The sequence below is a fragment of the Buchnera aphidicola (Nippolachnus piri) genome (assembly GCF_039383305.1).
Lineage (GTDB): Bacteria > Pseudomonadota > Gammaproteobacteria > Enterobacterales > Enterobacteriaceae > Buchnera_F > Buchnera_F aphidicola_AZ.
This window is the reverse complement of the sequence record NZ_CP135009.1, coordinates 1-24954: the sequence shown is the minus strand read 5'-3', so window position 1 is coordinate 24954 and position 24954 is coordinate 1. Positions and strand designations below refer to the sequence as shown.

Genomic DNA, 24954 nt, shown 5'->3' with positions numbered 1-24954 from the left:
ATCCGTGAAAGACTTATTAAAATTTTTTAAAATTCCTAATAAAATAGAAGAATTTGATTCTATCAGAATTTCTCTGGCTTCTCCGGATATTATTAGATCATGGTCATTCGGAGAAATTAAAAAACCAGAAACAATAAATTATAGAACTTTTAAACCAGAAAGAGATGGATTATTTTGTTCTAGAATTTTTGGACCTATAAAAGATTTTGAATGTTTATGTGGTAAATATAAACGTTTAAAACATCGTGGTGTTGTTTGTGAAAAGTGTGGAGTTGAAGTTACTCATAGTAAAGTACGACGTGATCGTATGGGACATATAGAACTTGCATCTCCAATAGCGCACATTTGGTTTCTAAAATCTTTACCATCACGTATTGGATTATTATTAGATATGCCTTTAAGAAGTATAGAAAGAGTCTTATATTTTGAAGCGTATGTTGTTATTGATCCTGGACTCACAAATTTAGAAAAATGCCAAATCTTATCTGAAGAACAATATTTAGAAGCTTTAGAGGAATTTACGGATGAATTTGAAGCTAAAATGGGCGCCGAAGCAATTCAAATATTATTACGTAATCTCGACCTAAAAAATATTTGTTTATCATTAAAAGAAGATATCAAAAAAATTCAATCAGAAACAAAAAAAAAAAAAATTACAAAACGTATCAAACTTCTAGAATCTCTTATTATCTCTAAAAATAAACCTGAATGGATGATTTTAACGGTATTACCAGTTTTACCGCCAGATTTAAGACCCTTAGTACCTTTAGATGGTGGAAGATTTGCTACTTCAGATCTAAATGATTTATATCGTCGTGTTATTAATCGTAATAATCGTCTAAAACGTCTATTAGAATTATCTGCACCTGACATTATTGTACGAAACGAAAAACGTATGTTACAAGAAGCTATTGATGCTTTATTAGATAATGGTCGACGAGGAAAATCTATTACAGGATCCAATAAACGTCCATTAAAATCTTTAGCAGATATGATAAAAGGTAAGCAAGGACGATTTCGTCAAAATTTATTAGGAAAAAGAGTAGACTATTCTGGAAGATCTGTAATTACCGTAGGTCCATATTTACGTTTACATCAATGTGGTCTTCCAAAAAAAATGGCATTAGAATTATTTAAACCATTCATTTATGGAAAATTAGAACATCGAAATTTAGCTACTACAATAAAAGCAGCTAAAAAAATGGTAGAATATGAAGAACCTATTGTTTGGGATATCTTAGATGAAGTAATACATGAACATCCAATTTTATTAAATAGAGCTCCTACTTTACATCGATTAGGAATACAAGCATTTGAACCTATTTTAATTGAAGGAAAAGCTATACAATTACATCCTTTAGTTTGCGCCGCTTATAATGCAGATTTTGATGGTGATCAAATGGCAGTTCATATTCCATTAACTAAAGAAGCGCAAAATGAAGCTCGCTCCTTAATGATGTCTACAAATAATATTTTATCTCCTGCAAATGGAGAACCTATTATTGTACCATCACAAGATGTAGTTTTAGGTATTTATTATATGACGCGTGGTAAATTATATGCAAAAGGAGAAAATATGATCTTATCTGGCTCATATGAAGCAGAAAAATTATATCATTTAGGATTAGTGTCTTTACACGCATATGTTAAAATACGTATTATAGAATATAAAAAAAAAAATAATAAACTAAAAATTAAAGATAAAAAAATTATTAAAACTACCATTGGACGAGCTATTTTATGGAATATTGTACCACATGGTTTACCATTTCATATGATTAATAAAACTTTAGGAAAAAATGATATTTCTCAATTAATAAATTCTTGTTATCGAATTTTAGGCATTAAACCTACTGTTACATTTGCAGATCAAATTATGTATACAGGATTTTCATACGCTGCAAAATCAGGAACTTCAGTAGGCATCAATGATATGAAAGTTCCTAAAAAAAAATCTCAAATTATTACAGAAGCAAAACAAGAAGTTTCTGAAATTCAAAAACAATTTCAATCTGGTTTAGTCACTGCAGGAGAAAAATATAATAAAATTATAGATATTTGGACAACTGCTAATGAAAAAATTGCTTCAGCTATGATGAAAAATATTTCAACAGAATATATAAAAGACAAAGAAGGAAAACTTAAAATTCAACCTTCTTTTAACAATATTTTTATTATGGCGGATTCAGGAGCTAGAGGTTCAGCAGCGCAAATTAGACAATTAGCTGGAATGCGAGGTTTAATGGCAAAACCTGATGGATCTATCATTGAAACTCCGATCATTGCAAATTTTAAAGAAGGATTAAACGTCTTACAATATTTTATTTCTACACATGGAGCACGAAAAGGATTAGCTGATACTGCTTTAAAAACTTCAAATTCAGGTTATCTAACAAGACGTTTAGTTGATGTAGCACAAGATCTTGTAGTTACAGAAGACAACTGTAATACAAAAAAAGGAATTACATTAACTTCTTTAATTGAAGGAGGAGACATTAAAGAAGCTCTGCAAGATCGTGTATTAGGACGTGTCACTATTGAAGACATTATGCAACCTAATACTAAAAATATTATAGTTCCTAAAAATACTTTATTAAATGAAAAATGGTGTACGTTACTTACTAAATATTCTATTGATTCTATTCAAGTCAGATCAGTCGTAAATTGTAAAACAACTTTCGGAGTCTGTGCTACTTGTTACGGAAGAGATTTAGCAAGGGGAGAATTAGTACAAAAAGGAGAAGCAATAGGTGTTATAGCCGCTCAATCCATTGGAGAACCAGGAACTCAATTAACTATGCGGACTTTTCATATTGGAGGCGCAGCTTCCAGAGCCGCTTCAGAATCAAGTATTCAAATTCGTTATGATGGAATTATCAACCTAAATAATTCTAAATCTGTTATTAATTCTGAAGGTAAATTAGTTATTACTTCTCGTAATGTAGAATTAAAAATGATTGACAAATTCGGTAAAACTAAAGAAAATTATAAATTACCTTACGGATCTATATTAACAAAAGGACATGGTAAAAAAGCTAAATCTGGAGAAATTATAGCTCAATGGGATCCTCATACTATTCCAGTAATTACAGAAGTTAATGGATATATTCAATTCGTAGATATGATAGAAGGACAAAGTATTACAAGACAAGCTGATGAATTAACTGGTCTCTCATCTATAATTATTTTAGATACTTCTGAAAGAACAATTACAGGAAAAGATTTAAGACCATCTTTAAAAATTTTAAATAAATATGGGAAAAATATCTTAATTCCTGGTACTGACATGCCCGCCCAATATTTTTTACCAGGTAAAACTATTGTACAATTAGAAAATGGTATGAAAATTACTTCTGGAGATACTTTAGCGCGAGTACCCCAAGAATCTAGTGGAACAAAAGATATTACAGGTGGATTACCTCGTGTTGCTGATTTATTTGAAGCAAGACGCCCTAAGGAAGCTGCTATTTTAGCTGAAATTAGCGGAATAGTTTCATTTGGAAAAGAAACTAAAGGAAAAAGAAGATTAATTTTAACTCCTTCTAATATTCAAGATACCTTCGAAGTTATGATTCCTAAATGGAGACAATTAAATGTTTTCGAAGGTGAAAGAGTAGAAAAAGGAGATATTATTTCAGATGGACCGGAATCTCCACATGATATCTTAAGATTAAGAGGTGTTCAAGCTGTTACAAAATATATTGTACATGAAGTACAAGAAGTATATCGATTACAAGGTGTTAAAATTAATGATAAACATATTGAAGTTATTGTTCGTCAAATGTTAAGAAAAGCTACAATTACTCAATCTGGAAATTCTGAATTTTTACCTGGAGAACAATTAGAATATTCTAAAATTACTATTATAAACAATATTTTAAAACAAAAAAAAAAAATTTTATCTACTTTTTCAAGAGATTTATTAGGTATTACAAAAGCTTCTTTAGCTACTGAATCATTTATCTCTGCGGCTTCTTTTCAAGAAACAACTCGAGTATTAACTGAAGCTTCAGTAGCGGGAAAAAAAGATAAATTAAGAGGTTTAAAAGAAAATGTAATTGTTGGACGATTAATTCCAGCTGGAACAGGATATTCTTATCATAAAAATCGAATATCTCAAAAAACAAAAAAAGAAAAAAAAATACAAAAAAATATTAATTTTTCTATAATGAACTCTCAATCTTCATCTTCTATTAATGCAGAAAAAGCATCAGCAAGTCTTTCAGAATTATTAAATTCAACCGAAAATATAAAATAAATCTATAATATTATAAAAATAATTAATAGAATTTTTAATAAAAAATTTTTTTCTAATATAAACATTTATTTTTTTAACAAAAAATAAAATAGTATTTAAAAAAAATACAATATTTTTTTATAAATTTATTTTTAAAAATATTATCTTTATATTTTTATTTTCAAAATAGATGAGGCGAATTTTGCCTCATCATTACTTATATGTAAATGTTATAATAATAAAAAATTCTAAAAAAAATATTTATAATTTTTTACGTATTTTTTTTACAGCTTGAACCATATTTTTTAAAGACAATATAGATTCATCCCAAGTTCTAGTTTTTAAACCGCAATCAGGATTTACCCATAATCTTTGATATGGAATATGTTTTAATGCAGTTTTTAATAACTTAATTATCCATTTTTGAGTAGGAATATTCGGAGAATGAATATCATATACACCAGGACCAATAGAATTAGGATATTTAAATTTTTTAAAAAATTCTAATAAATCCATATCGGAACGAGAAGTTTCAATAGTAATTACATCTACATCTAATTTAACAATTGCCGGCATAATATCTTTAAATTCACAATAACACATATGTGTATGAATTTGTGTGCTATCTTTAATATTTAAAGAACATAAACGAAATGCTTCTGTAGCCCAAGACAAATATTCTTTGTGATCACAAATTCTTAAAGGTAATCCCTCACGTAAAGCAGGCTCATCAATTTGAATAATATTAATACCTTCATTTTCTAATTCTTTTACTTCATCCATTAACGCACATGCAATTTGTTTAGAAATTATTTCATGCGATAAATCTTCACGAGGAAAAGACCAACATAAAATTGTTATCGGACCTGTTAACATACCTTTTACAAATTTTTTAGTTAAAGATTGAGCATATTTTGACCAATATACTGTCATTGGAGTAATACGACTAATATCACCAATAATAATAGGAGGTTTTACACAACGAGATCCATAACTTTGTACCCAACCATAATTAGTAAAAACAAAACCCTCTAAATATTCACTAAAATATTCTACCATATCATTTCTTTCTGGTTCACCATGTACAAGAACGTCTAAACCTAATTTTTCTTGCTGTAAAATTGCATATTTTATATATTTTTTAATTTCACGATCATAATCAATTTGAGTTATTTTTTTTTTTCTTAAATTAAAACGTAATTTTCGAATTTCAGAAGTTTGAGGAAAAGACCCTATTGTCGTCAATGGTAAATCAGGTAAATTCAATATTTTTTTTTGTATATTAAAGCGAATTTTATATGGACTTAATCTGTTCGAAGAAATTTTTTGTAATTTTTGTATACGCAATTTTACATGCGAATTATGTACTATAGAAGAATTTTCACGATTTTGTAAAGGTAATACCCATTTTTTTAAACAATCAATCGATAAAATTTTTTTATTTAATACATTAGTTAACATAACTAATTCAAAACATTTTTGAAAACCAAAAGAAAACCATTCTTTTATTTCTTTTTTAAAATTTTTTTCTAATGATAAGTCCATCGGAACATGCAACAAAGAACAAGACGTACTTATCCAAACATTTAAATATAATCTTAAATATTTTTTTAAATAATTATACCAAAATATCAAATTCGCACGCCAAATATTTTTACCATTAATAATTCCTAAAGATAAAATCCAATCTTTTTGAATATATTTATGTATTTCTTGTAAATTATATTTTTCTGATACACAATCAAGATGTAACCCATCAATTTTTAAAGTAGACACCAATTCTAAATTATGATTAATACTACCAAAATATGTTGTTAATAAAATTTTAGAAAAATTTTGAAAATTTGTATATGTATTTTTAATTGCATTTTTCCAAGAATCGTCTAAATCTAATGTTAAAATAGGTTCGTCGATTTGTACCCATTCAACATTTTTTTTATAAATTTTTTTTAAAATTTTCTTATATACATTTAATAATTTTGGCAATAAATCTAATTTATTAAAATTTTTTCCTTTAATTTTTCCTAACCATAAGTATGTAACTGGACTTAATAAAACTACTTTTATCGGATGATTTAATACACTAGCTTCTTCAATATCTTTTAAAAGTTGTTTATAAAAAAAAGAAAAATTTTGATTTTTAGAAAATTCAGGTACAATATAATGATAATTAGTATTAAACCATTTAGTCATTTCTGAAGCATGCACAGTTTTACAATCAGAAGAAGATTTTCCACGAGCAATATTAAATAAGATATCTAAGATATTTTTTTGATTTTCAGATTTATGTCTTTCAGGAATATTTCCTACCATTACACTAGTAGTTAATACATGATCATACCATGCAAAATCACCTACTGTTAAAAAATCTAATCCTAATTCTTTTTGTTTTTTCCAATTTTTTTTTCGAATTTTTTTTCCAACAATTAATAATTCCTCTAAAGAAATTTTCCCTGACCAATATTTTTCTTGAGCAATTTTTAATTCCCTTTTTAAACCAATTCTCGGAAATCCTAAGATATGATTTTTTATCAACATTGAGATTATGTCCTATGTAAAAAAATAATAATTTAAAAAATTTTAAACTATATAAATATTTCTATTTTAACGCTTAATAATATAAATTATTATCAAAATCTTAAAACGTAATAAAATTTTTAAGTTTTTTTATAAAAATTTTGAAATTAAATTTATTATAAAATTATAACTAGATTTGAATAGCTATTTTTAATTTTTTCATAGCATTCTTTTCTAATTGTCGAACTCTTTCAGCTGAAATTCCATAGTCTTTAGCAATAGTTCGTAATGTAATTTTTTCTTGACTAGAATCTAACCAACGTCTTTTAATAATCTGTTGGCTTCTTTCATCTAAAATTAATAATGCATTATTTAATTTAGTATTTGTATGAGATTCCCAATTATCTAACTCAACAGTATTTGCAAAATTTGAAGTATGATCTTCTAAATATACTGAAGAAAAAAGATCTTCAAAATTATTTTCAGAAGTAGAATTTTTTGAAAAATAATTAAAAGTAATATCTTGCGCAGACATACGAGATTCCATTTCTTTAACATCTTGACGCGTTACTCCTAATTCTTGAGCCACAACGGTAATTTCCATTTCATTAAACCAACCTAAACGTTTTTTTGTTTTTCTTAAATTGAAAAACAATTTACGTTGCGCTTTAGTAGTAGCAATTTTAACAATTCTCCAATTCCTTAAAACATATTTATGAATTTCAGATTTAATCCAATGTACAGCAAAAGATATTAAACGAACCTCTATTTCAGGATTAAATCGTTTTATTGCTTTCATTAATCCAAGATTACCTTCTTGAATTAAATCAGCTTGAGATAATCCATACCCTGAATAACTTCTAGAAATATAAATAACAAATCTTAAATGAGAAATAATTAAAGTTTTTGCATCTTCTAAATTTCCATGAAAAAAAAGACGTTTAGAAATTACTTTTTCTTGTTTTACTGTTAACATGGGGAATGAATTAGCCATTCTAATATAAGCTTCTAAACTACCTACATTTAAAAAACTCATTACATTACTTTTATTAGTCATGCACAAAATTCAACCTCTATGTATTATAAAAAAATTATTTATAACAAATTTTTTTACATAAATTAAAAAATATTATAAAATTTTTATATATAATATATTAGTATAATTTAAATATATAATCTTTAATATTAAAAATTTTATAAATAATAAAACAATATCATTGAAAGTTTTAACTGTCAAAATATTTTCAAAAGCATTATTTAATTTATCAAATTCGTTTTTAATAAAAATTTGTAAATTTAAAATAAAGATTCAATAAATTTATGTACATTAAAACGTACTAAATCTTCAATACTTTCACCAATACAAATGTACTTAATTGGTAAATAAAATTCATTTACTATAGCTAATAAAATACCCCCTTTAGCAGTTCCATCTAATTTAGTAATAATAATACTAGATAAAGGTATAATTTGATTAAAAAAACGAGTTTGTTGAATAGAATTTTGACCAATACATGCATCTAAAATTAAAATAGTTTCCTGAAAAACTATAGCATTATATTTTTTAATTACGCGATCCATTTTTTGTAATTCTTGCATCAAATGTAATTTATTATGTAATCGTCCTGCTGTATCAATTAAAATCATATCAAATTTTTTTATTAAAGCATATCTTAAAGAATCAAAAATAACTGAAGAAGGATCAATACCTAAACTTTTATAAAATACCGGAATTTTATATAATTTCCCCCATTCTTTTAATTGATCTATTGCTGCTGCCCTAAAGGTATCTCCTGCTACTAATAAAACCCTTTTTTTTTTTTTTTGATAAAAATAAGCTAATTTTACGAGTGTACTAGTTTTTCCTACTCCATTTACCCCTACACATAAAATAACTCGAATATCAAACGCATGATACTGAACTGAATCTTTTACTTGTAATAAAATGTTACATAATTGTTGTTTAAAAATTAAATAAGCTTCTTTAGTACTTACAATATTTTTATCTTGAATTTTTTTTTTAAATTTTTTTAAAATATTATTTGTCGTAGAAATCCCTACATCAGCTAACAATAAAATTTCTTTTATATTTAAGAAAACTTCATCATCTATTTTTTTTTTAAAAAATATATTTTGAATTTTTTTAAAAAATAAATTTTTAGTTTTTTTAAAAAAATTTGTAAAAGAAAAAAAAAATCTCTTATTTTCTTTCTTTAAATTAAACATAATATCCTTAATATTATCTAAATTTGTAAATATTTTTATATATTAAATTTTTTAACATATTCTAGAATACAATTAAAAATATAAAAACTCTTAATTGGACTTTTACTTTATTTATGGTATAAAAAGATTATCATAAAAACTTAAAAATATTCTAAAATTATGAAAAAAAAAAAACAACATAAAAAAAATATTAAAATTATTGGAGGAAAATTTCGAGGAAGATATTTAAATTCAGTAAAACATATCAAAATACAACCCACTAATAGTCGTACGAAAGAAACTTTATTTAATTGGTTACAAAAATTTATTAAAAATTCTATTTGTTTAGATTGTTTCTCAGGCAGCGGAAATTTAAGTATTGAAAGCGCATCAAGAAATTCTTTATTTATTACAGCACTTGAAAAAAATAAAAAATTATTTAAAATTATTCAAAAAACTATTTCTAAGTTTAAAATTAAAAATATTCATTTACATTGTACAAATACTCTTACTTGGTTAAAAAAAAAAGGACACCCTTATGATATAATATTTTTGGATCCTCCTTTTAAAAAACGCCATATATTACAAATTACTATTTTTTTAATTAATCAAAATGATTGGATAAAAAAAAATTCCTTAATTTATATTGAAAAAAGTAAAAATTTTACTACCTTAATTATACCTAAAAATTGGATATGTATTAAATATCATTATACTCGTCGTATCTCATATTCTTTATATCAAGTATCTTATACTAAAAAAAAATAAAATTTTTAAAAAATATCTAATTCTTAAAATTCTATTTTTAAATTATTTTTTTAAAAAAAATAAAATTTTTTGAATAAAATTTATTTAAAAACAACAAATTAATTAAAAAATTTTAAAAATAAAATATAATATTTTTCATCTTTTATTTTTTTTTAAAAAAAATATATTTATAAATATCTAAAAAAACAAGATAGTACTAATATGAAAAAATTTTTAAAAAAATTAAAAAAAATCATGCCTAAAAATATTAAACCAAAATTTTATACAGACAAGGAATTATTATTATGGAATCAAAAACAAGGAATTTTATCTTCTAAAAATATTATACAAAAAAATAAAGCCATGAAAATTCAACAAATTTTTGGAAGATCAGGAATAAAAGAATTATATTTAAATTGTTCTTTTGATAATTACAAAATACATCATACTGGACATCAAAAAGTATTACATGCCGCTCAAAAATATGCAAAAAACTTTAATAATAATATTTCTAGTTTTATTTTTTCAGGCCGACCTGGAACAGGAAAAAATCATTTAGCTTCAGCGATAGGAAATTACCTAATTTTACATGGTAAAAGTGTATTAATTGTTACAGTAGCAGATCTAATGTCAAATATGAAAAGCACCTTTAATGGGGCTAGTATTATGACGGAAGAAAATTTATTAAATAATCTTAGTACAGTAGATTTATTAATGATTGATGAAATTGGTATCCAAACAGAATCTAGATATGAAAAAATTATAATTAATCAAATTGTAGATCGTAGATCATCTTCAAAACGATCAACTGGAATGTTATCTAATTTAGATTTAATCGGTATGAAAAATCTTTTAGGTGAACGAGTAATTGATCGTATGAGATTAGGAAATAGTTTGTGGTTAACTTTTGAATGGGATAGTTACAGAAAATATATTACTGGTAATGAATATTAAAAATTTTTTTATTATAAAATTTTTTCTGAAAATCTTTTCTGATAAATAAATTTTTAATTTTATATTTTTTTATATAGAAATAAAATTTATAAATTTTATAAATAAATATTTTTCTTTAAAATCAACTATATTTAAAAAAATATTTTTCTAAAATTATAATCAAAAAATTTAAAATTATAAAAAAATTTTAAGTCCCTTGTTCTCAAAAAACTTGAAAACAAGGTAAAATTTTAAAAAAAATAAATAAAAAAAAATTTAAAAAAAAATAAAAAAAATTACATCATTCCACCCATACTACCACCCATACCACCACCAGGAGGAGTGTTTAAATCTGAAGAAGAAGATTTATCATCTTTAGCTAAATCTGTAACCATACATTCAGTTGTAATCATTAATCCTGCTACAGAAGCCGCATATTGTAAAGCAGAACGAGTAACTTTAGTAGGATCTAAAATTCCAAAAGAAATCATATCACCATATTCATCTGTTGCCGCATTATAACCATAATTTCCATGACCATCTTTTACATTATTTGTAACAACAGAAGGTTCTTCACCGGAATTAGCTACAATTTGACGTAATGGAGCTTCCATTGCACGTAAAGCAACGCGTATTCCTACATTTTGATCTTCATTTTCACCATTTAAACGAGAAATTTTTTCTGCAACACGTACTAAAGCTACACCTCCACCAGGAACAACACCTTCTTCTACTGCAGCACGAGTAGCATGTAATGCATCTTCTACTCTAGCTTTTTTTTCCTTCATTTCTACTTCTGTTGCAGCACCTACTTTTAAAACAGCAACTCCACCTGATAATTTTGCTAAACGTTCATTTAATTTTTCTTTATCATAATCAGAAGAAGCTTCTTGAATTTGCTGTCTAATCTGAGAAATCCGATTTTTAATAAATTTTTTATTACCAGATCCATCAATAATAGTGGTAGTTTCTTTACAAATAACGATACGTTTTGCTTGCCCCAAATCTTCTAAAGAAGATTTTTCTAAATCCATCGCTAACTCTTCAGATATGACTACACCACCTGTTAAAATAGCAATATCTTGTAACATTTCTTTACGGCGATCTCCAAAACCAGGAGCTTTCACAGCAGAAACTTTAACAATACCACGCATAGAATTAACAACTAAAGTTGCTAATGCTTCTCCTTCTAAATCTTCTGAAATAATTACTAAAGGTTTTCCAGATTTTGCTACAGCTTCTAATAAAGGTAATAATTCACGAATATTAGAAATTTTTTTATCAGCCATTAGAATATATGGATTTTCTAATTCAATTAGTCCGGTTTCAGGCTTATTAATAAAGTATGGAGACAAATATCCTCGATCAAATTGCATACCTTTTACTACTTCTAATTCATTTTGTAATCCAGTCCCTTCTTCAACAGTAATCACGCCATCATTACCTACTTTTTCCATAGCTTCTGCTATTAAAACACCAACTTTTTTATCTGCATTAGCGGAAATAGTACCAACTTGTGTAATTGCTTTTGAATCAGCACATGGTACAGATAATTCTTTTAATTCTTCCACTGCACTAATAACGGCTTTGTCAATACCTCTTTTTAAATCCATAGGATTCATACCAGCCGCAACAGCTTTTAAACCTTCATTTACAATAGATTGAGCTAACAAAGTTGCAGTTGTAGTACCATCTCCAGCAGCATCATTTGCTTTAGAAGCTACTTCTTTAACCATTTGCGCGCCCATATTCTCAAATTTGTCTTCTAATTCAATTTCACGAGCTACAGAAACACCATCTTTAGTAATACTAGGTGGTCCAAAAGATTTATCTAAAACAACATTTCTTCCTTTAGGACCTAATGTTACCTTTACAGCATCTGCTAAAACATTAACACCTTGCAGCATTTTAATTCTAGCTTCATTACCAAATTTAACATCTTTTGCAGCCATATAAAATTTTTCCTTTTATATTTTTTTAAAATTAAATAAAAATTTTTAATATTAAAAAAAATATTAATATTAAAAAAATTAATCTATAATCGCTAATATATCATTTTCATTTAAAATTAAAACTTCTTCATGATCAATTTTTTCTACTTTAGCACCATAACCTTCATTAAAAATAACTGTATCACCTACTTTTACATCCATTTTTTTAATTATTCCATTATCTAACATACGTCCTTTTCCTACTGATAAAACTATTCCTCGTGTAGATTTCTCTGCAGCCGAACCTGTTAATACAATTCCTCCCGCAGATTTCAATTCTACTTCATTACGTTTTACAATAACACGATCATGTAATGGACGAATTTTCATATTTTAAATACCTTTATAATATTAAAAATAACAATAAATACTTATTAAATTTAAAAAAAAAATTAAAATTAATAAATTATTATAAATATATAATTATTTATTAAAAATTTCAAGAGATAAAATATTCTTTTTTTAAACATATTAAATTTTTTATTTTATTATAAAAATATAAAATATTTTCTTTCAAATTTTTTAAAATATTAAAAAATTAATTTTATTATATTTTTTATAAGAAAAATTGTAAAAAACCATAAAACTTGACAAAAATTATTTTCTAAGACATAATAATATTTATGCCCGGATAGCTCAGTTGGTAGAGCAGGGGACTGAAAATCCCCGTGTCGGTGGTTCAATTCCGCCTCCGGGCATTTTTATTTTAAAATTTTTTTAAAAAAATTTTAAAAATTTTAAAGAATATTTTATTTACCTATACAAAATTTTGAAAAAATTTTTTTTAATAATTCTTCATGTGAAAATTTACCAGTAATTTGAAAAATAGAATTTTTAGCTAATCGAATATTATCTAATAAACATTCAATAGAAAAAAAATTTAACCAATCTTTTTTTCCTTTTTCTAAAAAAAATAATGCATTTTTTAATAATTTTATATGTCTTTGTCTAGATAAAAAAATACTTTTCATTTCATCTCGAGTATTAGAAATATTTTCTAAATAATTAAAAATTTTAGAAATTCCGAAATTTTTTTTAACAGAAATAAAAAAATATGTATATCCAGTTGGATAATTTTTTAATGAAATTTTATCAGATAATAAATCAATTTTATTAAAAATAATTATTAATTTCTGAAAAGATTTTAAACGTTGAATTCCTTTTAAAATATATCGTAAATTAAAATTTTCATTATTTTGACTATCTAAAACTAAAAAAATATAATGACATAATTCTATTTCTTTTAATGCAAATTTAATCCCAATTTTTTCAATTTTTTCAGGATTGTCATGTATTCCCGCAGTATCTAAAAGTTCAATATTCAAAGTATTTAAACAAATTTTTTCTCTTAAAATATCACGAGTAGTACCTGAAATTTTAGTCACTATTGATACTTTTCTCTGCAACAATCGATTAAATAAACTAGATTTACCTACATTTGGTGGACCTGTTAAAATAACTTTAATTCCTTCATGTATTAAACATCCTTGTGAAGCTGTAGTGTGAATTTTATGAAATAAACAAATAATTTTGATTAATTGATTCTCAATTTTTTTAAAAAAAAATTTTTTTTCTGCAATTTCTTCAGGAAAATTTACAGAAATTTCTAAATTTACAGATAATTTATTTAATTTTTTAATAATTTTATGAAGACATTTTGAAAAATAACCATTTAAAGATTGTAAAGAAGCATGAATTTCAGCTTCTGAATCTGCATTAATTACATCACATATAGATTCGGCTTGTATCAAATCAATTTTTTTATTTAAAAAAGCTCTTTTAGAAAATTCTCCAGGTTTAGCTAATCTAATATGAGGTATTAATAAAATATTTTTAATTAAAAGATTTAAAACAATTAAATTACCATGCCCATGAAATTCTAAAATATCTTCACCTGTAAAAGAATTAGGAGCTAAAAATAATAATACAATACCTTGATCAATAATATTATTTTTAAAATCTAAAAAAGGTAAATAATGCGCATAACGTTCTTTTAAAGGAACTTTCAAAATTTTTTTAACTACTAATAACACTTGAGTTCCTGAAACACGAACGATCCCAATACCTGATTTTCCCACTGCAGTTGCAATTGCTACAATAGTTTTTTTTCTTTTCATCTTTAACTCAATTATAATTATAAAAAACTATTAAATTTCTATTTTAAAAATATTATTTAAAAATAATCTTTAAAAATACATTTTAATTTTTAAAATATTTAAAAAATATAATTTTTTGTTGTAAAATAGTTACTAAATTACTAATTAGATAATATAAAACTAAACCTGATGGAAAACATGAAAAAAATATTGTAAACATTATAGGAATAAAATATATCATTTTTGAAGATATTAAATTTGAATCATTTTTAGAAGTATTTAAATTCATAAAAAACATACTTAAACCCATTAAAAAAGGCAAAATATAATATTCATCTTGATTAGATAAATCTTTAATCCAAAATAAAAAAGAAGAATGTCTTAATTCTACTGCTTCCATTAACATATGATATAATGCTAAAAAAATTGGCATTTGAATTAACATAGGTAAAAAACTATTTAAAGGATTAATATTTTCTTTTTGATATAATGCTAATATTTTTTGATTTATTAATATCGTGTTACCAAAAAATTTTTTTTGAATTTTAGAAATTTCCGGTTGTATTTTTTTAATTTTATTCATAGATCTATATTGTAATTTCATTAAAGGAAACATAATACTCCGAACACAAACAGTAATGAAAATAATTGATAATCCCCAACTATGCAAAAAACTATAAAAAAATAATAATATTTGTAAAAATACTTGCGATAATAACCAAAACCACCCATAATCAATTAAATATGTTAAATAAGGTACTATTTTATTTAAATATTTATAAATAGATGGACCTACCCAATATGTAAAAATAAACTTTTTCATAGAATGAGGGGAAATAATTTTATTTTCTGAAGAAATCCCAATAACAGAAATATTATTTTTTAAAAAATAAGAATAAATATAATGAGTAATATTATTTCTAGGAATAATAGCTACTGAAAAATATTGTTGTAACATAGAAATCCAACCATGTTTAGTACTTAAAGAAAAATTTTTATTTTTCTTAATTGAATCAAAACTATATTTTATATAATTTTTTTGATCACAAGAATAAGCAGCACCATAATAAGTTTTTAATTTTAAAAAATTTCTCCAAGTATTTTTTAAATATTTAGAAAAAAAATTCATTTGATGTATTTCTGAAAATAAAATTATGTTTAATTTTTGATTTAAAGGATTATAAATTGAATATTCAATATCAAAATCATAATGACCTTTTTTAAAAATAAATGTTTTTATATATAAAATACCTGTAGAAGATTTCCAAAATAAAGGAACTTTTAAAATTTTTTCATTTTTTTTAAAACGATACAATCCAAAATTTACTAAATATAATGGACGTTTTTGAAAATCTAAAAAATCTATTCCCTCTTTACCAGAAATTCCACTAACAATTTTATATAAAAAATTTTTTTTATTTTTTAATAAAGTAAAAGATTTTTTTTCTTTTAAATTTTTTTTATATAATAATAAATCTGCTTCTTCAACATCTCCACCTAATAAATTTAAATTAAGAGAAAGAACATCTGTACGAACATTTATATATTTTCTTTTAAAATCTTGAATAAAATTTAAATTTATGTTTTTTCTATTTTTTAAATTTATATCAACATTATTAGAAATATTATTTTCTAAATTCCATGCTCTAAATAAAAAAAAAGATAAAATTAATATTATAAAAATAAAAAAATAACGTTGAAAATCCATAATTAATTTTCTCATAACTTAAAAAATTTAAAATATATTAAAAATTTCTTCATAAAATATTAAAATTCTAAAAAGATTTATAAAACCACAATTTCTTAATAATATTTGCAAGTGCATAATTATTTAAAAAACTAATATTTTTTCTGACAATAACTATAAAATCCATAGAAATTAAATAAAATTGTAATAATCTAAAACATTCTTTAATAACTCTTTTAATTCGATTTCTATTCCATGAATATTTTATTTTTTTTTTAGAAATAGAAATTCCTAATCGAGGATAATTAAAACAATTCAATCGACCTAATACTATCAATTCAGAAGTAATCTTTTTTTGATGATTTTGATATACATAATTAAAATCTTTTGTTTTTTTTAAATGTAAATTTTTGTGAAATGAAAAATTTTTCATATTTTTAATTATTTCTATGTTAAAATTATGCACTTAAAATACGACGTAATTTAAAACGTCGACGCGCAATAATACATCTCCCATTTTTCGTAGACATACGAACACGAAAACCATGAGAACGTTTTCGTTTAATGCAAGAAGGTTGAAAAGTACGTTTCATTTTTAAAATTCCTTAAAAACATATTATAAAATTTTTATATTATAAATATAAAAATATTTTTTTTAAAAAAAATATAAATTTTTTAAATATTTTATAATTAATTATTTTAATTTACAAATAATATTAAAATCAAAATAAATATTTAAAAAAAAATTAAAAAGTAACATTAATTTATCATAAAAAAATATAATACAAAAATAATATATTTTTTTCTAATTTTAGGAAAATTTATGTCTCTTTCAATTTGGAAAAAATGTTTATCACATCTAAAAAAAAAATTAACACCTACAGAATTTACTATTTGGATACGACCATTAAAAGCTAAAATTCATAATAATATTTTACATCTTTATACTCCAAATGAATTTATTCTTAATTGGATCAAAAATAAATACATTAAAAATTTTAACCAATTATTACATAAATTTTATAGAATAAAACCTCCTTGTATTGTATTACAAATACTCCCTAAAGAATCTAATACAAAAAATCTTAAGAAAAAAGAAGAAATAAATAATCAAAAATTTAAAAAAAAAAAAAATTATTCTCAAATTACAATTAATAAAAAATATAATTTTAACAATTTTATTGAAGGAAAATCTAATCAATTAGCAAAATATTCATCGTTACAAATAGCTAACAATCTAAATACAACAACATATAATCCATTATTCATTTATGGAAATACAGGATTAGGAAAAACACATTTGTTACATGCTATTGGAAATTGTATTTTATCTAAAAAATTTTCTAATAAAGTAATTTATATACATTCAGAAAAATTTGTACAAAATATGGTAAAATCATTAAAAAATAATTCTATTGAAGAATTTAAAAAATATTATCGTTCTGTAAACACGCTTTTAATTGATGATATTCAATTTTTTTCTAAAAAAAAACGTTCACAAGAAGAATTATTTCACACTTTTAATACACTTTTTGAAGGAAATCATAAAATTATTTTAACCTCTGATTGCTACCCACAAAAACTACCAGGTATTGCAGAACGTTTAAAATCTCGTTTTGGATGGGGTATTACTGTTGCTATTCACCCGCCCGAATTAAAAACAAGAATTAAAATTTTAATACAAAAATCTAATTTAAAAAAAATTTTTTTACCATATAAAGTAGCAAAATTCATAGCTAAAAATTTATATTTTAATATCAGAGAATTAGAAGGTGCTCTAAATAAAATTAAAATGCATGCTCAATTTACTCAAAAAGAAATTACTATTGAATTAGCTCAATTTGCCTTAAAAGACCAAATTCAATCTCAAAAAAAAAAAATAACAGTAAAAAAAATTTTAAAAAAAGTATCAGAACATTATAACATTACTATAAAAGATTTATTATCAAAAAAAAGATCAAAATCAATTTCACATCCGCGACAAATTGCTATCTCTTTAACTAAAAAATTAACACAATATAGTTTACCAGAAATTGGAATTTTTTTTGGAGGACGAGATCATACAACAATTTTACATGCATGTCGAAAAATAAAAAAATTAAAAAAAAATAATCCTGAAATTTTAATAAATTTCAAAAATTTACTATATAAACTATCTTTATAATCTTATGCAATTTACTATACAAAAAGAAATATTTTTAAATTCTTTTAAAAAAATAAGTAATATTTTAACAAAAAATCCTATTTTTCCTATTTTAGAAAATGTACTATTAGAAATTTCTGAAAAAGGAATGACTTTAACTTGCTCTAATTTAGATTTAGAACTATGTATTTTTATAAAAAAAGAAAAATTTAATATTCAAGAAACTGGAAAAATTACTATTTCAGGAAAAAAATTATTGAATATTTGTCGTAATATTCCTCCAAAAACACAATTAAATTTTTCAATAAATAATAATATTTTTCAAATTAAAATTTTTAATTCTCATTTTCATATGATAACATTACCGTCTGAAAATTTTCCTAAATTTAATCATACACAAAAAAATATTATATTTTCTTTATCCCAAAAAAAATTTAAAAACATTATTTCTATGACACAAATTGCCATTGCTAATCAAGATGTACGAAATTATTTAAATGGAATGTTAATTGAAGTTAAAAATAATATTCTCTATAGTGTCGCTACTGATGGACATAGAATGGCAATTTATAAAATTATTTTTAAAAAAAAAATACCTAATTTTTCTATTATATTACATAAAAAATGTATTATAGAATTAATACATTTGTTAGAAAATACTAAAAATCAAATTAAATTAATTATTAGTCATCATGATATTATCTTTTATATAGAAAATCTTAAATTAACTACAAAATTACTAGAAGGTGATTTTCCAAATTATAAAGAAATTTTATTATTACCACCTATCCTAAGAATTTCAATTCTTTCTCAACCATTAAAAGAAGCTTTATTACGAGCCTCTGTTTTATGCAATACAATTTTTAAAGGAGTTACATTACAATTTTTTAAAAAAAAATTAATTATTAGAACAAACAATCAAAATGATGAAAAATCAAAAGAAATTCTAAAAATAAAAAAAATATCTGAAAATATTGAATTTTCATTAAATGTCTTCTATTTATTAGATACATTAAATATTATACAAACTCAAGAAATTGATTTTTTATTTAAAAAACCTATTACTAGTATTCAAATACAATCAAAAGAAAAACCTAAAATTTGTTTTATTATTATGCCTTTACATTTATAAAAAAAAAAAAATATTATTATAAATTAAACATTTTTTTAAAAAATTTTTTTTAAAAAGGAAAAAATATGCCAAATCAATATAATTCATCTAATATAAAAATTTTAAAAGGTCTAGATGCTGTAAAAAAAAGACCTGGAATGTATATTGGAGATACAGAAGATGGTACAGGCTTACATCATATGGTATTTGAAGTTGTAGATAATTCTATTGATGAAGCATTAGCGGGATTTTGTAAATCTATCAAAATTATTATGCATTTAGATCATTCAATTTCAATACAAGATGATGGAAGAGGTATCCCAACTGATATACATCCTGAAGTAGGCGTTTCTGCAGCAGAAGTTATTATGACAATTTTACATGCAGGAGGAAAATTCGATGAAGATTCATATAAAATTTCAGGAGGATTACATGGAGTAGGAATCTCAGTAGTAAATGCTCTTTCTGAAAAATTAGAATTATATATTTATAGAAACAAAAAAATTTATTATCAAAAATATTATAACGGTACACCACATAAACCTTTAAAAAAAATTGGAAAAAGTTCATTAAATGGTACAAAAATAAAATTTTGGCCTAGTAAAATGATATTTACTAAAAATATTGATTTTAATCAAGATATTTTACATAAAAGATTACAAGAATTATCTTTTTTAAATTCTCGTATTTTTATTACATTAGAAAATTTAAAAAATAAAAAAATAATAAAATATAAAAATAAAGGAGGTATTAAATCTTTTATAAAATTCTTAAATCAAAAAAAAACTCCGATACATAATCAAATATTTAAATTTAAAAGTAAAAAATTAAATATTATAGTAAATATAGCTATGCAATGGAACAATGATATACGAGAATCTATACATTGCTTTACTAATAATATTCCCCAAAAAGATGGAGGAAGTCATTTATCTGGATTTAGAGCATCTCTAACTCGCACATTTAATACATATATAGAAAAAGAAGGATTAAATAAAAAAAATAAAACTAATATTATTGGAGATGATACACGCGAAGGATTAACTGCTATAATTTCTATAAAATTATTTAATCCAAAATTTTCTTCTCAAACTAAAGAAAAATTAATTTCTTCAGAAGTAAAATCTGTAGTAGAAACCTTACTTAATGAAAATTTAATGGAATATTTATTAGAAAATCCACAGGATACCAAAAATATTACACAAAAAATTATAGAAGCAGCGCGTTGTCGAGAAGCAGCTAAAAAAGCAAGAGAAATAACTCGAAAAAAAAATATTTTAGATATAACTAATTTACCAGGAAAATTAGCAGATTGCCAAGAAAGAGATCCTTTACATTCAGAATTATATCTCGTAGAAGGAGACTCTGCAGGAGGTTCGGCAAAACAAGGACGAAATCGAAAAAATCAAGCAATTTTACCATTAAAAGGAAAAATTTTAAATATTGAAAAAGCTACCTTTGATAAAATTTTAACATCTCAAGAATTATTAACTTTAATTACAGCGTTAGGATGTGGTTTTGGTAAAGAAGAATATAATCCAAAAAAATTACGATATAATAATATTATTATTATGACAGATGCTGACGTAGATGGTTCACATATTCGTACTTTATTATTAACATTTTTTTTTCGAAAAATGCCTGAAATTATTGAGCAAGGACACGTCTATATCGCACAACCACCATTATATCGTATAAAATTAGGAAAAATAGAAAAATATATTAATGATGAAAAATCATTATATAAATATCAATTAAATTATATATTTAAAAATACAAATTTTGTATATAATAAAATTTCTAAGAAAAAATATCTTCAAGAATCTTTTGTAAACCTTATAAAAAAATATCAAAAATTAGAAAAATTATTTATAAAATTTACAAATATAATTCCTATAAATATTTTAAAATCTATGCTATATATTCCACCTTTAAAATCTTTAAATAATTTACTAAATATAAAAAATTGGATTAAAAAACTAATTAAATATTTAAATCATAATATTAAAAATAATTACGAAAAATATATATATATATTAAAAAAAAAAAAAGAAAAAATTATTTTTAAAATACAATTAACTAAATATAAAAATATTTATAATTATAATCTAACACAAAATTTTTTTGTTTCCGAAATCTTTAAAAAAATTCTAAAATTTTCGAAAAAAATTTATTTTTTTAAAAAAAAAAAAATTTTTCTTGAATTTAAAAACAAAAAATTTTTAATTAAAAATTTTGAAAATTTATTAAAAAAATTAATTCGAGAAACTAAAAAATATATTAATATTCAGAGATATAAAGGTTTAGGAGAAATGAATCCTAATCAATTATGGGAAACTACTATGAATCCAAAAACTCGAAAAATGTTACAAGTAACTATAAAAGATAAAAATTCAGCAAATAGATTATTTCGTACATTAATGGGTGATTTAGTAGAACCAAGAAAAATTTTTATAGAAAAAAATGCATTATATGCGGATAATATAGATATTTAAATTTTTATAATAATTTACACAAATAAAAAATCTGGATCATAAAAAATCTGGATCATAAAAAATCTGGATCATAAAAAATCTGGATCATAAAAAATCTGGATCATAAAAAATCTGGATCATAAAAAATCTGGATCATAAAAAATCTGGATCATAAAAAATCTGGATCATAAAAAATCTGGATCATAAAAAATCTGGATCATAAAAAATCTGGATCATAAAAAATCTGGATCATAAAAAATCTGGATCATAAAAAATCTGGATCATAAAAAATCTGGATCATAAAAAATCTGGATCATAAAAAATCTGGATCATAAAAAATCTGGATCATAAAAAATCTGGATCATAAAAAATCTGGATCATAAAAAATCTGGATCATAAAAAATCTGGATCATAAAAAATCTGGATCATAAAAAATCTGGATCATAAAAAATCTGGATCATAAAAAATCTGGATCATAAAAAATCTGGATCATAAAAAATCTGGATCATAAAAAATCTGGATCATAAAAAATCTGGATCATAAAAAATCTGGATCATAAAAAATCTGGATCATAAAAAATCTGGATCATAAAAAATCTGGATCATAAAAAATCTGGATCATAAAAAATCTGGATCATAAAAAATCTGGATCATAAAAAATCTGGATCATAAAAAATCTGGATCATAAAAAATCTGGATCATAAAAAATCTGGATCATAAAAAATCTGGATCATAAAAAATCTGGATCATAAAAAATCTGGATCATAAAAAATCTGGATCATAAAAAATCTGGATCATAAAAAATCTGGATCATAAAAAATCTGGATCATAAAAAATCTGGATCATAAAAAATCTGGATCATAAAAAATCTGGATCATAAAAAATTTTATAAATTATATCATAAAATATTTTTTAAAAAAGAAATATTTTAAAAAATATTTAAAATTTTTTTTTTAAAAAAATTAATAATATAGAAATTGCTGCTGGTGTAATTCCAGAAATACGAGAAGCTTGACCTAAAGAAAAAGGTTTATAATAATTTAATTTAGAAGATACTTCATTAGATAATCCGTAAATTTTTGTATAATCTAAATTTCTTGGTAAGAAAGTTTTTTCATAAAAAAAAAATTTTTTAATTTCAGAAATTTGACGTCGAATATATCCAGAATATTTTATTTGTGTTTCTAATTCTAAAATAGCTTCAAAATCCTGAGCACTAAGATTATTTAAAAAATATTTATGATCAATTAACATTGAATAAAAAATTTCTGGACGTTTTAATAATTTAAAAGCAGAAAAATTACTAGTTAATTTTTTTGGTAAAAAAAAATTCAAAATTTTAGCGCGAGAAGAATTACATGAAATAATTTTTTTTTTTAAATACATTATTTCTTTTTTAATATGAAATTTTTTTTGTAATAATCTCTTCCATCTTTTTTCATTTATTAAACCAAATTTATAACCAATTTCAGTCAATCTTAAATCCGCATTACTCTCACGTAAAGATAAACGATATTCAGCTCGAGAAGTAAACATACGATAAGGTTCAAAAGTCCCTTTATTACATAAATCATCTATCAAAACACCTAAATATCCCTGACTTCTTAAAGGAAACCATAAATCTTTATTTTTAAAATATAAAGCAGCATTTAAACCAGCTAAAATTCCTTGAGCTGCTGCTTCTTCATAACCGGTAGTACCATTTATTTGTCCAGCTAAAAAAAATCCTGAAATAAATTTTGATTCTAAAGTTAAATTTAAATCTCTTGAATCAAAATAATCATATTCAACAGCATATCCAGGTTGCACAATTAATGCCTTTTCTAACCCTGGAATAGAATTAATTAATAATTTTTGTATATTTAATGGTAAACAAGTTGAAATACCATTAGGATAAAAAATTTGACTATTTAAACCCTCAGGTTCTAAAAAAATTTGATGTCGAATTTTATCAGGAAAACGAACAATCTTATCTTCAATAGAAGGACAATATCTAGGTCCTAAACTTTTTATAATTCCAGAATATAAAGGACTTTTTTTTAAATTTTTAAAAATTAAATTATGAGTTTTTTCTGTAGTATAAGTAATATAACATGGTACTTGAGCAGGATGTTGAGAAATTTTTCCTAAAAAAGAAAAAACTGGTATAGGATTATCACTAAATTGTTTTTCTAAAGAAAAAAAATTAATACTATTCTTATCTATTCGAGGGGGAGTACCTGTTTTTAATCTACGAATACGAAAAGGTAAATTACATAAATTTTGAGACAAAGCTTTAGAAGATTTATCTTTAAAACGTCCTCCTTCCAAAACAGTCGAACCAAAATAAATTTTTCCCCCTAAAAATGTACCAGCAGTTAAAACTACAGAAACACTATAATAAGTTATTAAATTTAATGTTAATACTCCAATAATTTTATTATTTTTTATAATTAATTTTTGAACTTCATCTTCGATAATAGTCAAATTTTTTTGTGATTTTAAAAGATTTTGAATTTTTTGAGCATATAATGTTCTATCTACCTGCGCACGTGTAGATCTTACAGCTGGACCCTTTCTTACATTTAAAATTTTAAATTGTATTCCTGAAAAATCTGTTGCAATTGCCATTAAACCACCTAATGCATCAATTTCTTTAACCAATTGTCCTTTTCCAATCCCTCCAACAGAAGGATTACAAGAAAGAGTACCAATAGTTTTTTTATTTTGAGTAAGCAATAAAGTACGACAATTCATTCTAGCAGCTGCCGAAGACGCTTCAATTCCAGCATGACCTCCTCCAATTACGATGACATCATATTTTTTTTCTAACAT

General features: G+C 23.3%; 16 protein-coding genes and 1 tRNA gene. 7 read left to right on the top strand and 10 right to left on the bottom strand.

Annotated elements, in window-relative coordinates; translation table 11 throughout:
• Window positions 1-4 precede the first annotated feature (4 nt).
• Window positions 5-4258 (top strand): DNA-directed RNA polymerase subunit beta', encoded by a 4254-nt coding sequence (gene rpoC / locus RJT25_RS00085; protein ID WP_343126563.1) that lies wholly within the window; start codon window positions 5-7, stop codon window positions 4256-4258.
• Between the two features lie 240 nt (window positions 4259-4498).
• On the opposite strand, the gene metE is transcribed toward rpoC, so the two are convergent.
• From metE to ftsY, 3 genes are all read right to left on the bottom strand, one after another.
• Window positions 4499-6775 (bottom strand): 5-methyltetrahydropteroyltriglutamate--homocysteine S-methyltransferase, encoded by a 2277-nt coding sequence (metE, locus tag RJT25_RS00080; protein WP_343126562.1) that lies wholly within the window; start codon window positions 6773-6775, stop codon window positions 4499-4501.
• Between the two features lie 169 nt (window positions 6776-6944).
• On the bottom strand, window positions 6945-7811 hold the full coding sequence (rpoH, locus tag RJT25_RS00075) for an RNA polymerase sigma factor RpoH (protein WP_343126561.1): 867 nt from the start codon (window positions 7809-7811) through the stop codon (window positions 6945-6947).
• A gap of 239 nt (window positions 7812-8050) precedes the next feature.
• Complete coding sequence (gene ftsY / locus RJT25_RS00070) at window positions 8051-8980, bottom strand: signal recognition particle-docking protein FtsY (RefSeq protein WP_343126560.1); 930 nt, start codon at window positions 8978-8980, stop codon at window positions 8051-8053.
• Between the two features lie 159 nt (window positions 8981-9139).
• Here ftsY and rsmD point away from each other — a divergent pair, with 159 nt between their 5' ends.
• The gene (gene rsmD, locus RJT25_RS00065; RefSeq protein ID WP_343126559.1) at window positions 9140-9727 is read left to right on the top strand and encodes a 16S rRNA (guanine(966)-N(2))-methyltransferase RsmD; all 588 of its coding nucleotides are present in this window, start codon (window positions 9140-9142) and stop codon (window positions 9725-9727) included.
• 201 nt (window positions 9728-9928) lie between these two features.
• Window positions 9929-10660: a DNA replication protein DnaC gene (gene dnaC, locus RJT25_RS00060; RefSeq protein WP_343126558.1), complete on the top strand. Its 732-nt coding sequence runs from the start codon at window positions 9929-9931 to the stop codon at window positions 10658-10660.
• Between the two features lie 275 nt (window positions 10661-10935).
• On the opposite strand, the gene groL is transcribed toward dnaC, so the two are convergent.
• Window positions 10936-12591: a chaperonin GroEL gene (gene groL / locus RJT25_RS00055; protein WP_343126557.1), complete on the bottom strand. Its 1656-nt coding sequence runs from the start codon at window positions 12589-12591 to the stop codon at window positions 10936-10938.
• Window positions 12592-12669: 78 nt separating this feature from the next.
• On the bottom strand, window positions 12670-12960 hold the full coding sequence (locus tag RJT25_RS00050) for a co-chaperone GroES (RefSeq protein WP_343126556.1): 291 nt from the start codon (window positions 12958-12960) through the stop codon (window positions 12670-12672).
• 295 nt (window positions 12961-13255) lie between these two features.
• Here RJT25_RS00050 and RJT25_RS00045 point away from each other — a divergent pair.
• A tRNA-Phe gene (locus tag RJT25_RS00045) sits at window positions 13256-13328 on the top strand.
• A gap of 51 nt (window positions 13329-13379) precedes the next feature.
• Here RJT25_RS00045 and mnmE read toward each other — a convergent pair.
• The 4 genes from mnmE to rpmH all read right to left on the bottom strand — a co-directional run bounded on the left by mnmE (window position 13380) and on the right by rpmH (window position 17006).
• Window positions 13380-14747, bottom strand: a complete 1368-nt coding sequence (gene mnmE / locus RJT25_RS00040; RefSeq protein ID WP_343126555.1) for a tRNA uridine-5-carboxymethylaminomethyl(34) synthesis GTPase MnmE — start codon at window positions 14745-14747, stop codon at window positions 13380-13382.
• Window positions 14748-14829: 82 nt separating this feature from the next.
• On the bottom strand, window positions 14830-16434 hold the full coding sequence (yidC, locus tag RJT25_RS00035) for a membrane protein insertase YidC (protein ID WP_343126554.1): 1605 nt from the start codon (window positions 16432-16434) through the stop codon (window positions 14830-14832).
• A 67-nt stretch (window positions 16435-16501) separates the two neighbouring features.
• On the bottom strand, window positions 16502-16846 hold the full coding sequence (gene rnpA, locus RJT25_RS00030) for a ribonuclease P protein component (protein ID WP_343126553.1): 345 nt from the start codon (window positions 16844-16846) through the stop codon (window positions 16502-16504).
• A gap of 25 nt (window positions 16847-16871) precedes the next feature.
• Window positions 16872-17006, bottom strand: a complete 135-nt coding sequence (gene rpmH, locus RJT25_RS00025) for a 50S ribosomal protein L34 (RefSeq protein ID WP_343126552.1) — start codon at window positions 17004-17006, stop codon at window positions 16872-16874.
• A gap of 230 nt (window positions 17007-17236) precedes the next feature.
• Here rpmH and dnaA point away from each other — a divergent pair, with 230 nt between their 5' ends.
• The 3 genes from dnaA to gyrB all read left to right on the top strand — a co-directional run bounded on the left by dnaA (window position 17237) and on the right by gyrB (window position 22162).
• Window positions 17237-18577 carry a chromosomal replication initiator protein DnaA gene (dnaA, locus tag RJT25_RS00020; RefSeq protein ID WP_343126551.1) on the top strand — a complete coding sequence of 447 codons (1341 nt, stop codon included), beginning with the start codon at window positions 17237-17239 and terminating at the stop codon, window positions 18575-18577.
• Between the two features lie 4 nt (window positions 18578-18581).
• On the top strand, window positions 18582-19688 hold the full coding sequence (gene dnaN / locus RJT25_RS00015) for a DNA polymerase III subunit beta (protein WP_343126550.1): 1107 nt from the start codon (window positions 18582-18584) through the stop codon (window positions 19686-19688).
• A 65-nt stretch (window positions 19689-19753) separates the two neighbouring features.
• Window positions 19754-22162 carry a DNA topoisomerase (ATP-hydrolyzing) subunit B gene (gyrB, locus tag RJT25_RS00010; protein WP_343128839.1) on the top strand — a complete coding sequence of 803 codons (2409 nt, stop codon included), beginning with the start codon at window positions 19754-19756 and terminating at the stop codon, window positions 22160-22162.
• A gap of 917 nt (window positions 22163-23079) precedes the next feature.
• Here the strand turns inward: gyrB and mnmG are convergent.
• Window positions 23080-24954, bottom strand: a complete 1875-nt coding sequence (gene mnmG, locus RJT25_RS00005) for a tRNA uridine-5-carboxymethylaminomethyl(34) synthesis enzyme MnmG (protein ID WP_343126548.1) — start codon at window positions 24952-24954, stop codon at window positions 23080-23082.